7 protein-coding genes are annotated in these 12,614 nt (G+C 67.3%); 5 read left to right on the plus strand and 2 right to left on the minus strand.

Annotation, left to right across the window (positions count from 1 at the left end):
• Positions 1-183: 183 nt before the first annotated feature.
• From BKA25_RS10755 to BKA25_RS28360, 5 genes are all read left to right on the plus strand, one after another.
• The gene (locus BKA25_RS10755) at positions 184-1,248 is read left to right on the plus strand and encodes an ABC-2 transporter permease (RefSeq protein ID WP_069850154.1); all 1,065 of its coding nucleotides are present in this window, start codon (positions 184-186) and stop codon (positions 1,246-1,248) included.
• Positions 1,245-2,078 (plus strand): aldo/keto reductase, encoded by an 834-nt coding sequence (locus BKA25_RS10760; protein WP_069850152.1) that lies wholly within the window; start codon positions 1,245-1,247, stop codon positions 2,076-2,078. Before BKA25_RS10755 ends, BKA25_RS10760 begins: the two co-directional genes overlap by 4 nt.
• 132 nt (positions 2,079-2,210) lie before the next feature.
• Positions 2,211-3,944, plus strand: a complete 1,734-nt coding sequence (poxB, locus tag BKA25_RS10765) for a ubiquinone-dependent pyruvate dehydrogenase (RefSeq protein WP_069850150.1) — start codon at positions 2,211-2,213, stop codon at positions 3,942-3,944.
• Between the two features lie 230 nt (positions 3,945-4,174).
• A complete protein-coding gene (locus tag BKA25_RS10770) occupies positions 4,175-8,548 on the plus strand; it encodes a GH92 family glycosyl hydrolase (RefSeq protein ID WP_069853785.1) in 4,374 nt (1,457 codons plus the stop codon).
• Positions 8,549-8,827: 279 nt separating this feature from the next.
• Positions 8,828-9,472, plus strand: a complete 645-nt coding sequence (locus BKA25_RS28360; RefSeq protein ID WP_084643109.1) for a hypothetical protein — start codon at positions 8,828-8,830, stop codon at positions 9,470-9,472.
• Positions 9,473-10,355: 883 nt separating this feature from the next.
• Here the strand turns inward: BKA25_RS28360 and BKA25_RS10780 are convergent.
• Positions 10,356-11,423, minus strand: a complete 1,068-nt coding sequence (locus BKA25_RS10780) for a ferric reductase-like transmembrane domain-containing protein (RefSeq protein ID WP_069850148.1) — start codon at positions 11,421-11,423, stop codon at positions 10,356-10,358.
• 277 nt (positions 11,424-11,700) lie between these two features.
• Positions 11,701-12,216, minus strand: a complete 516-nt coding sequence (locus BKA25_RS10785) for a lytic polysaccharide monooxygenase auxiliary activity family 9 protein (RefSeq protein ID WP_069850146.1) — start codon at positions 12,214-12,216, stop codon at positions 11,701-11,703.
• Between the last annotated feature and the right edge of the window lie 398 nt (positions 12,217-12,614).

Below are 12,614 nucleotides of genomic sequence, written 5' to 3' on the forward strand. Positions count from 1 at the left end.
AGAGAAGGTCGGACGTACGGTCGCGGGCGGTATTGCGGGAAAAGCCGGAAGGGCGTCGATGGTGATGGACGGGGAATCGGCGATGGTCGCAGATCCGGCAGGCCCCAGGCCGTGTCGTCGAGGAAACCCGCTGTTCAGCAGTGTCCTGCCGCCCATCGAGTCCGACCCGGTGCGGTAACGACGATGCGAAGAATCCTTCCCGGACCGCATTTGCCCGCCTTCGTGATCTCATTGATCATCGCGGTCTTCGGCGCGCTATTCGTGGCCTCCTACAGTATTGCGATGGGCGATCCGCATGCCCACGCCGTTCCGATCGGAGTCGTCGGTGACGCCTCGGACAAGGAACGCTTGCGGGGTGCCATCGATGCCGCGACCGGGGCCCGATTCGAAGCGGTCGACGTCGACTCTCGGGACGCCGCAGTGGAAGCGATCGGCCAACAGCGGCTCTACGGGGCGCTGCTCATGGGCGAGGACCACGCCGAGTTGCTCATCTCCAGTGCCTCGGGCGCCTCGATGGCGCGCATCATCGGCCAGGACACCACCGCGATCGAGGCGAGCCTGGGCACCCGGCTGACGGTGCTCGATCTACACCCGTTGAGCCAGAAGGACCCCGCCGGGCTGGTGCTGTTCTACATGGCGCTGGCCTCGACGATCATCGGTTTCGTCGGCGCCATCCAGACTCGGGTCAACGCGGGTGGGCTGACGTTGGCGGGCGAACTGGGCTGGGATGCGACCCGGGCGGTGTTGGCCGGTCTGCTCATCTCGGTGACCGTCGGGCCCGCGTTGGGCTTGGAACGCTTCCCGGTGCTGTGGGTATGGGCGGTGCTGGCGGCCACGATGTTCATCGTCGGCGCGGTATACAGCATCTTCCGAATCCTGTTCGGCAACAGCTGGGGACTGCTGCCCACCTGGGTGCTGTTCGTCTTGATCAGCAACCCTTCCTCGGGTGGCGTGGTCGCGCCGGAACTACTGCCGTCGTTCTACGAGTTCATGGGCCGCTGGTTGCCGACCGGCGCCACCGTTCGCGCCCTGCGCGATCTGACCTATTTCCCCGATGCGATCCACGCCGAGCCGTACCTGGTGCTCGGCTGTTGGCTCCTCGGCGCCCCGATTCTCTTCGTTCTTCTTCGGCGCCGACGTTTCGGAACCGGGCCGAGCCGTGCACCCAATAGGGAGAGATCGACGACCAACCCAGAATCCGCCGGAACCCCGGACACAGGTAACCCCGACGCAACGGAGGCGAGATGACCCTTCCCGAACGCACCGTGGCAGGCCACGCACTGCCGATCATCGGTTTCGGCACCTATCGGCTGACCGGCGCCACCGGCACCGACACGATCGTCGACGCGATCCACGCGGGCTACCGGCTCATCGATTCGGCGGTCAACTACGAGAACGAGGGCGCTGTCGGCGCGGCGGTGCGCAATTCGGGGGTGCCGCGTGACGAACTGATCGTCACCTCCAAGCTCCCCGGCCGCCACCACGCCGCCGACCAGGCCCGCGCCACCATCGAGGAAAGCGTGTTTCGCACCGGCCTGGACCACATCGACCTCTACCTCATCCACTGGCCGAACCCGAAGGTCGACCGCTACGTCGAGGCGTGGGGCGCGCTCATCGAGGCCCGCCAACGCGGCCTGATCCGGGACATCGGCGTCAGCAACTTCCTACCGGAACACCTGGCACGGCTCACCGCCGAGACCGGGGTGGCGCCGATGGTCAACCAGATCGAACTGCACCCCTACTTCCCGCAGACCGAGGCGCTGGCCTACCACCGAGAACACGGAATCCTCACCGAATCCTGGAGCCCGATCGGTCGGGCGAACGACCTGTTGTCCGACCCGAAGATCGTCTCCATCGCCAACAAACTCGGCATCAGCCCCGCGCAGACCGTGTTGGCCTGGCACATCAAGGTAGGCGCCATCCCGCTCCCGAAGGCCTCCTCGATCGAACGCCAGCGAGAGAACATCGACCTCGCCGACATCGAACTCAGCGAGGACGACGTCGCCGCGATCACCGGACTCGGCTTTCCCGAGGGGCGGACCAACGACCAGGATCCGGCGGTCTACCAGGAGTTCTGACGCAGCCCTAGCCGAGTCCGGGTGCGAGGCGTCGAGTGTGAGTGGCCGCCTCGGCCGGTGCGGCCGTCGAACCGGGCCCCGAGACCGCTGCGCTCAAGCCAGTTGCCGCACACCGTCGAGAAAGGACCACCCATGCGGACCGTCGCCGACACCACCGTCGAGATCCTGCACGAATCCGGTGTTCAACGGATCTACGGAATCGCCGGAGACTCGCTCAACGGGCTCACCGACGCGCTGCGCCGCGCGGGCACCATCACCTGGCAGGGTGTGCGCCACGAGGAGGCCGCCGCGTTCGCCGCCGCCGCCGAGGCCGCCCTCACCGGGGAACTCGCGGTCTGTGCGGGCAGCTGCGGACCGGGTAACACCCACCTGGTCAACGGCCTGTTCGACGCCCAACGCAGTCGGGTTCCGGTGCTGGCCATCGCCGCGCAGATCCCGGCGGTCGAGATCGGCAGCGGCTACTTCCAGGAGACACATCCGACGGAGTTGTTCCGCGAGTGCAGCGTCTACCTCGAACTGGTCAGTGTGCGCGAACAGCTGCCCCGCATGTTGGAGATCGCGATGCGCACCGCCGTGGAGCAGCGTGGCGTGGCGATCATCGTCGTTCCCGGGGAGATCTTCCTAGAGGAATCCGCAGGTAGGCGGCGGTCCACGCCGATCAGGGCGATCCCGAAGATCACCCGACCCGCCGACGCGGAACTGCGGGCCGCCGCCGACGTCCTGAACGCCGCCAAGCGGGTCACGATCCTCGGTGGGGCCGGGGTCGCGGGTGCACACAGCGAACTGCTGGCCATCGCGGACCGGTTGAAGGCCCCGGTCGTCCACGCGCTGCGCGGCAAGGAGTTCATCGAATACGACAACCCCTACGACGTGGGAATGACCGGGCTACTCGGGTTCTCCTCCGGCTACGGCGCCATGGAGAAATGCGACACGCTGCTGATGCTGGGGACCGACTTCCCCTACCAGCAGTTCCTGCCGAGCAAGGCCAAGGTCATCCAGGTCGACATCCGAGGCGAGCAGCTCGGTAGACGTGTCCCGCTGGACATCGGGCTCGTGGGCAGTGTCAAGGACACGATCGACGCGCTGCTGCCGCTACTGGACGCCGACCGCGACGAGGAACACCTCAAGACCTCGCGAGCCAACTACGCCAAGGCCCGCAAGGAACTCGACGCGCTGGCCACCAACGATCGCAACCGCACCCCCATCCACCCGCAATACGTGGCCCGGCTGGTCAGTGAGCTCGCCGCCGAGGACGCGGTCGTCATCCCCGATGTCGGCTCGCCCGTCGTGTGGGCCTCGCGGTATCTGAAGATGAACGGCTCACGTCGACTGATCGGCTCCTTCGTGCACGGAACCATGGCCACCGCCGTGCCGCACGCCATCGGCGCCCAATCGGCGTTCCCGCAGCGTCAGACCATCGCGTTGGCGGGGGACGGCGGACTGAGCATGTTGCTCGGAGAACTGTTGACCGTGCGGCAGCACGAACTCCCGGTGAAGATCATCGTGTTCAACAACGCCTCGCTGAACTTCGTCGAGCTGGAGATGAAATCAGCGGGCCTGGTCAACTTCGCCACCGACCTGACCGACCCGAACTTCGCCACGATCGCCCGGGCGATGGGTTTCCACGCGGCCAGAGTGGAACAACCCGACAATCTGGAAGCCGCGCTGCGCGCCGCCTTCGCCCACGACGGCCCCGCACTGGTCGACGTGGTGACGGCCCGCCAGGAGCTGTCGATCCCACCGACCATCACGCCCGCCCAGGTCAAGGGTTTCGGTCTCTGGGCATTGCGGACCATCATGTCCGGGCGCGGCGACGAACTCATCGACCTGGCCGACACCAATGTGTTCCGGCGGTTGTTCGGCTGACGACGCTGGGTGAGCTGCGGTGTTCCTTCGGCGAACCCGGACACCGCAGCCGGCCCGCTGTGGATGTTGCGCCCACCACATTCACCGGCGTGACACGCCCGTATTCCGCCGTGCTTCACCATCGAGTCACCCGATGTTCCGATTGCCGCGACACAGATCAACAAGGCTCCATGGTGTTGTCACACCTCGTGACGCGTTCTTCCGACATCTTCATCGAGAGGAACCACCACATGGAGGCCACGCCTCATCCCGCGTCGAGCGCGGGAGGACCGAGACCCGGCTCCGGCGCCGCACCCCGCCGCGCCGGAAGCACGTTGCGACGGACCATCGGATCCGGTCTCGTCGCAGTACTGGTCGCCGGTCTGGCGCCACTGGCAACGACGTTGCCCGCCCATGCAGCCGAACTAGACCCGTTCGACGCCGTGGATCCCTTCATCGGCACCGAACTGGACACGACGCAGAACAAGGGCAACAGCGCTTACGGAAACACCTGGCCCGGCGCCACCGTCCCCTTCGGGATGGTGCAGTCGAGCCCCACCACCTACCGCACCAGCGACGGAGACCAGAAGGGCGGCTACGAGTACACGGCCGACCAACTGCGCGGCTTCGGCATGACCCGGCTCTCCGGCACCGGCTGCGAAGGCCGTAACAGCGGCTTCGACTTCCCGATCCTGCCCTACACCGAGACGCTGGTCGACGACACGCTCCCGGTGAACCCCGCAACTGACATCGAGGACTACTACCTCGACTTCGACCACGACGACGAGACCGCCGAACCCGGCTACTACCGCGTCGACCTGCCTGCCAACGTCGACGTCGAACTGACCGCGACCACCAGGACCGCGGTGTCGGCCTTTGACTTCAACGGTCGAGGCACCCGGGACTCCACCCTGTTGCTGGACGTGGCCGGTTCCAACAACCGGGTGTTCGGCAGTGGCGTCGAGATCGACGGCCGCACGGTGAGCGGCTGGGTCGAGTCCGCCACCGTCTGCGACGAGGGCGGCCGCTACCGGGCGTACTTCTCGGCGAGCTTCGACCGCAACATCAAATCCTTCGGCACCTGGGATCGCGACGGCGTGCACCTCGGCTCGACCGGCACCGAGTCGATCAACCCCGACGGCGACGGCAAGCACGCCGCAGGCGCCTTCCTCACCTTCCCTGCGGGCGCTCGGGTTACCGCCAAGGTCGGGCTCAGCTATGTGAGCATCGACAACGCCGAGGAGAACCGCGAGACCGAGGTCGGCAGCACCCGCTTCGACAACGTGCGCACCTCGGCCGCCGAGACCTGGCGCGAAGCACTGGGCACCCTGGACGTCCGGGGCGGCACCGCCGAGGAACGCACCAAGTTCTACACCGCCGTGTATCACTCGCTGCTGCACCCGAACGTCTTCGACGACGTCAACGGCGAATACGCGGGCTACGACGGCGAGACCAAGACCGTCGCCGAGGGCCGACACCACTACGTGAACCACGCCGGGTGGGACGGCTACCGCAGCCACGCGCAACTCGTCGCGCTGCTGTTCCCGAAGGTCGGCGACGACATCAACCAGTCGCTCGTCGACATGGTGGACCAAACCGGTCGCTGGCCCAACTGGCCGCATCTCAACCAGCCGCAGCAGAAGATGAGCGGCGACTCGTTGCAGACGGTCCTCGCCTCGATCGACGCCTTCGGCAGCACCGACTACGACCGGCAGGCCGCCCTGGACTCCATGGTGGACTCGCAGACCCTGCCCGCCGATGAGACCAACCGCGCGCACGCTCACCAGTACTTCAGCACCGGCATGATCGAGAACCGGCGCGGCGACTCGGCGACCTCCAAGGTGCTCGAGTACTCGATCAACGACTTCTCCATCGCGCAACTCGCCGACCGGCTCGATGACCAGAACGCCTACCGGCAATTCATGGTGCGGGCGCAGAACTGGCAGAACGTCTTCGACGACGAGACCTCCCACATCCGGCCTCGGGAGCGCAACGGCTTCGACCGGGACTTCGAACTCGGCGAGCGCGGTAACCAGTTCGAGCAGGCCACCGGCTACCAGTACGGCTGGATGGTGCCGCACAACGTGGGCACCCTCGTCGACAAGCGCGGCGGAATCGACACCGTGACCGCCGCTCTCGACGACCACACCAGCGAACTCGACGCAGGCGTCTATGGCACGGCCGATGCCTACCTCAGCAATCAGCCCAGCTTCAGCATGCCGTTCGTCTACCACTGGTTGCGGCAGCCGCACCGGACCACCGACGTGCTGTACCGGGCCGTCGAGGAGATGTACGACACGACCCCGTCCGGCCTGCCCGGCAACGACGACCTCGGCTCGCTCAGCGCCTGGTACGTCTGGGCCAACATCGGGCTGTTCCCCTCGATCTACGGCACCGCGAACCTCATGGTCAGCGCCCCGATGTTCGAGGGCGTCGAGATCCGCAGCGCCGACTCCGACCGGGCCATCTCCATCGACGCGCCCGGTGCGGGCGAGGACGGGAAGTACACGGTCGGACTCGACGTCGACGGCGAGGCGACCACCGCATCCTGGCTGCCGGAGGACTTCGCCCAGCGCGGTGGCTCGCTGCGCTTCGAGCTGGCCGCGACCCCGGGAGGCTGGGGAACCGGAGCCCAGGACGTGCCGCCGTCCTACACCGACGGCACCGACGGCCGCAATAACATCGGCATCACCCCCGAGGGGCGAGGCGATCTCGGTTCGCTCGACCTCAGCGACAACTCGCTGTCTCGTGACGCCCTCGCCGACGCCGGTGCCGCGCCCGGTGCCGAACTGCCACTCGGGGACACCGGGGTCGTCTTCACCTGGCCGGACACCGAACCGGGCGAGCCGGACAACTGGATCCCGCACGGCCAGCGCATCGAACTCGGCGGCGAGACCGCGACCGGCATCTCCTTCCTCGGCCTGGCCACCAACGGGCCGGCCACCGGGCGCGCCACCGTGGAGTACGTCGACGGCTCCACCCAGGACGTGACGGTCGCGTTCACCGACTGGACGCCGGGAACGAACTACCAGTACGGCAACGAACCGCTGGTCACCGCCGTGGGCCGCAACCGGGCCGACGGCAGCGCGGACACCGCCGAGACCAAGGTGTTCGGTACCGTCCCGCAACTGCTGGACGCGACCAAGCCGGTCGCCTCGGTCACCCTGCCCCAGGGCACCGACCGAGGCATCATGCACGTCTTCGATGTCGCGCTGACCAGCAATCCCGACCTGGAGGTCCCGGGCGCGCTGCCGGAGCGCATCGTGTTGACCCCCACCGAACAGCCGTCGACCTCGCAGGCGATCACCTGGCGCACCGACGCCGCGATCGATCAGGGCGCAGCGGAGATTCGGATGGCCGGCACCGAACAGTGGCGCACCGTCGAGGCGCGTACCAGCGAGGAACAGGTCAGCGGCGGGCTGCCGACCCGGTCGCACTCGGCCGTCGTGGACGGCTTGGAGCCCTCGACCGAATACGAATACCGGGTGGGCACCGACCGGTGGTGGAGTGAGGAATACCGGTTCACCACCGCAGGAGCGGCGGGGGAGGAGTTCACCTTCATCCACCTCGGCGACGCGCAGAACGAGTTGACCGACAAGTGGACCCCGGTCGTCGAGGACGCCTTCGAACGCTTCCCGGACGCCGTCGCCAGCGTGCACGCGGGCGACCTGGTCAACACCGCGGGCAACGACGGCGAATGGGGCGAGTGGTTCACGGCGATGGACGGCCAGAGCCAGACGTCCAACGTCATCGCCACGCCGGGCAACCACGAGTACTCGGGCGACGCCCTGCTGAAGAGTTGGGGCTCGCAGTTCGAATACCCGGCCAACGGGCCCGTCTCCACCCCGGCCGCCGACGACTCGCCCGCCGAGATCCAGCGGGCCGCCTATGAGGAGCACATGGCCGAGGTGCTCACCGAGAGCGCCTACTACACCGACTACCAGGGCGTTCGCTTCCTGTCGCTCAGCGCCAGCCACCGCGACGCCCGGCAACTGATGACGCCGCCCGATCTGCCCGCTTGCGAGGTGGACTGCCCGGAACCCGAGCGGTTGTGGCTCGACATCCAGGGCCGCTGGCTGGAACAGATCCTCGCCGACAACCCCAACAAGTGGACGGTCGTGGTGTTCCACCACCCGGTGTTCTCCACGGCCGTCGGCCGGGACGAGCCGCTGGTCCGCGAGATGTGGTTGCCGGTGCTCCAGCGCAACGACATCGACCTCGTGCTGATGGGCCACGACCACACCTACGCCCGGGGTTACGTCGACGCCGATGCCACCGACACCCCCGGGATCACCACCGGACCGGTGTACGCGGTGTCGGTCGCGGGCCCGAAGTATTACGAGCAGCAGGACGAGGACGACAACATCTGGACCCGCAACGGCGCCACGCAGGTCGCCAGGGCCGGCCACACCTCCACGTTCCAGGGCATCACCGTGACCGAGAATCAGATCCGCTACGAGTCGATCGTCGCCGCGAAATGGGACGACCAGTCGACCACCGACAAGGAGGTCGGTGAGACGCTCGACGCCTTCACCATCACCAAGTACGACGACGGCACCAAGTACGTGACCGAGGACGGGGTCGACGTGCCGGCCGGACCGGACGGGGTCGGGCCGACGAGCTGACCGACCCGGCCCGCTTCGGTGGGTCGTGCCACCGCCGGACGACGCCGGTGTGCTCCCGAGCGGAGCGCACCGGCGTTCGTCTTCCCGCGTGGGTGCATGGTGAACACTGACGAGACGGACGGACTCGGCCGCCACCGCGATCTCGTCCCGGCCGCGACGGACAGCGATCACCGTTGCCATTCGGCGGGGTCGCCGGCGCCGACCGGGTTCGTCGAGTGAACCGCGTCCGACGATCGTTGAAGAGGTTGATTCCGTGGCTGTGATCGAACCCTGGGCCCGGTGGGCACCCTCATCCTCGCCGCAGGCGGCCGTGACGAGCAGATCGTCGAGGCCATCGACGAGATCGGTCTCGCCGCTACCGCCGAGGTGGTCCACGCCGAGATCCTGCTGCGACTCACCCCGCCACAGCTGGATCGGCTCGTGCGGGTGCAGCTCGAACTCCGCCACGGCACCGAGCGATCCGACGCCATCCTCGTCTTCGACGGGGAGTCCGTCACCGCCGAACCGGGCCGGATCGAGGACGAGGCGCAACAGCCGACCGTGCGCTACGACCTCTACGACGTCGTCCGCAGCCTCTTCGGACCCGGCGAATCGAACACGCCGAGCCGCAACGTGGTGCTGAGCATGCCGAAGATGCATTCGTGGGCCGAGGGCGCCGACTGGGCGTTGATGCAGGCCCGCAGCACCTCCGCCGTCATCGCCGCCATCGCGGACCGGCCCACCGACCTCGGCGCGCTCTCGCTGGCCAACGGCTCCGACAAATGGGGCGGCTGCACTACTACACCCCGCACTACGAGCGTTATCTCGCCACTTTCACCGACACCCCCGTGCGCCTGCTGGAGATCGGCATCGGCGGCTACCAGGAGCCGAACATCGGCGGCGGCGGGCTGCGGATGTGGCGGCGTTACTTCCGCCGAGGCCTGATCACCGGACTGGACATCCACGCCAAACACGGGCTGGAAGGACCGCGAATCCGCACCGTGCAGGGCGATCAGACCGATCCGGAGCTGGCGGCGGTCCTGGGCGCGGAAGTAGGCCCCTTCGACATCGTGGTCGACGACGGCAGCCACCGCAGCGAAGACGTGATCGCCAGCTTCCACCTACTGTTCCCGCACGTACGGGCGGGTGGCTTCTACGTCATCGAGGATCTGCAGACCTCCTACTGGCCGGACTTCGGCGGCAGCAACACCGAGTTCAACGACGAGAACACCACCGTCGGCTTCCTCAAGACACTCCTCGACGGCCTGCACCATGCGGAGTACGAGCAGGCACCGGGCTTCGAGCCGAGCTACGCGGACCGCACCGTGGCCGGGGTGTACTTCCACCGCAACGTGGTCTTCATCGAGAAGGGACTCACCACCGAGGAAGGCCTACCGATGCGGCGCGTGCAGCCGAAAGCCGAACCGGAGCCGTTGCCTGCCACGGATCGGTGAGGCGGCTGGTTGAGTGACCTCCGCCAGGGTCGGTGACGCTGGCGGCTCACCCCCGCTTGCGCGGGGCGGACCTGGATATCACTCGGCACTGGCTGGCGGATGGCGGCTCACCCCCGCTTGCGCGGGGCGGACGCGAGGTTGGAGGCGATCCGGGACGCGGCGATCGGCTCACCCCCGCTTGCGCGGGGCGGACAACGACACCCCCGGCGGTAACCGGGGGTGTCAGGGCTCACCCCCGCTTGCGCGGGGCGGACCCTTTCCGACCTGCGATCTTAGAAGCGCGTTATGTGTTCGTGATCGCCGGAGCGTGCGGAAAGGACCCAACCACAGGCCGATTATGACGGCCCCGCGAGCAAGCCATCCGAGCGGGCCGCCTACTCCGCATCGGCCGGCTCTGATGCCGGTTCCGAAGGCGATTTCCGTGCCGCGACCCGGGCGCGTTCCGCGCGGCGCACCAGAAGCACCGCCACACCCACTCCCAGCACGAAGACCGCGAATCCGGTCCACACCATCCAGGGCAGCACCGACGGCGCTGCACCCGTCACGTCCCGGGTCCGACCGCCGTCGCGGCCGGTGATCACCACGGCGAGGATCGCGCCGATCGCGGCCACCACCGCGAGCACGGCCACGACTCGACGGATGACGTGTGAGACCGGGGTGCCTCGGCCGAGCTTGTCGCCGCGTCGCGCGGGGGAGACCAGCCGGAGGATCAGCAGCACCGCGATCGGGATCTGCAGCAGCCACAGCGCGGTGCGCGGCCAGCCGTCGAACCACACGTTGGTGCCGTACAGCAGGGTGTGCCAGGCGCTGAGGATGTAGACCACGATCACGAAGCGATGCAGTGCCCGCCACATCCGTGCGCCGGTCCGGTTGCGCAGGTAGTACAGGAGGCCCAGCGGGATCGCGAGGTACAGGGCCAGCAGCCCCAGCAGGATCGCCACCTGGCCGGTGCCGGAGGGGTATCCGCCGGGGACGAACGACTCGACGAAGGCATTGACCCAGCGGCCCGCGAAGTCGAGGTTGTTGTCGTTGGTCCGCGCCAGTTCGAGGAAGAACAGGAACGCGTGGGCGAACATCAGCCCGATGGTGGTGAGGCTGGTGGTGCGGTGCCAGCGTTCGATCCGCACCGTGGAGAACGGCTGCCAGGAGGGGCGGCTGCTGGAGCGAACGAGTCCCAACACGGTGGTGATGTAGGCCCACAGCAGCGCGGACCAGCCGAATGCCTGACACAGCCAGTACATCCAGTATTGGTTGGCGTCCGCGAGATAGGGCATCACCTCGACGGTCTCGGAGATGCCCGCACGCACCCGCGAGTACAGCCAGATGAAGATGGCCACCGTGATGACGAGCGCGGCGGTGGCATCGGGGATCGCGGCTCGGAGATCAGCCCGAAGTCCGGTGCGTCTTCGTTCTCCGTCGACTCTCGCCTCAGTGGCGACCATCGCTGCACCACCTTCGTTGGCCGGGCTCGATGGGCTATTTCTAGCCAACCGGACGGAGCGGAGTCAACGGTGCAGCGGAACCGATTCCGGAGATCGTCCGGCGAGACGGTGATTCGACCACGGCTTCGACGAGTTTCGAATCCTTGCAGCGTATGGCCGGTGCTGGCCGGATCGCGCCGTTCTCGGTTCGGCCCCTCGACATCGGGGCTCGACGGCGATCCGGCGCGCACGCCGGTGATTCGGGCGTGCTGCCCGAATCACCGGACGTGGTCGGCGATCAACCGATGTTGACGTCGATGCAGGCGTAGAACGCCATCTCGGTGTCGGCGATGTTCCACACGGCGAGGACCTTCTGCTGTCCTCGGATGCCGCCGAAGTCGACCTGGTGGCTGACGGTCTCGCCGGGGCGGGCGCCGCCGTCGTTGAACTCGGCCAGCTTGGTGCCGCCGACGAAGTACTGCCAGGTGGTGGTGGCGTGCGAGACACGCACGGTCCAGTCGAAGTTGGTGGTGGTGCCGACCGGCGTGACGGTCCAGCCCTTGCTGTCATCGTCGAGCTCGGAGAATCTGCTGTTGCCACCGCTGCAGCTGGTCAGGCCCTTGGGACCCTCCACGCTCTGCGGCTCGTACTTGATATCGCCGCAGGGCACGGTGTTCGCGGCGCACTGGGCCTGCCTGCTCGGCGGCGAGGACACGTAGGCGTGGGCGTTCGCGGTGCCGGCGGGAACCACCGCGAGTAACAACGGGGCGATCGCGGCACCGATGATGGCCGCCGCAGTCCTTTTCTTGCGCATGGTGACTCCTTCACAGGGGACGCCTTCCGCCCAGACCCATCCGGCGTGATCGACAGCGCCGGGGCACTGGTCGGAGGGCTGCAGGGGATGTGAAGACGAAACACTTCGCCCACGTCTGGAGGCCATGGAGCTGATTCAGGTGAATTGCCGTTATTCGGTGGTGATATGCGAATCGACGTTGGCGAAGTTGGTCTAGACCTTATCAGTTGTGAAGTCGACGTCAATGGTTTCCTTGATTTGATGTTGGTTGGTGAGAAGTCCACCTGATCACCGGATCTCTTGAACGATTCGCGCACTGTCCGCAGTCGACGTCTACTTCGGTCGTCCATCGAGGGCGGGGCGTCCGAGATCGGACGTCTTGACGGCTACACCTCGTCGAACAGTGCGGCCGTCGGTCG

Source organism: Actinoalloteichus hymeniacidonis (genome assembly GCF_014203365.1).
Taxonomy (GTDB): domain Bacteria; phylum Actinomycetota; class Actinomycetes; order Mycobacteriales; family Pseudonocardiaceae; genus Actinoalloteichus_A; species Actinoalloteichus_A hymeniacidonis.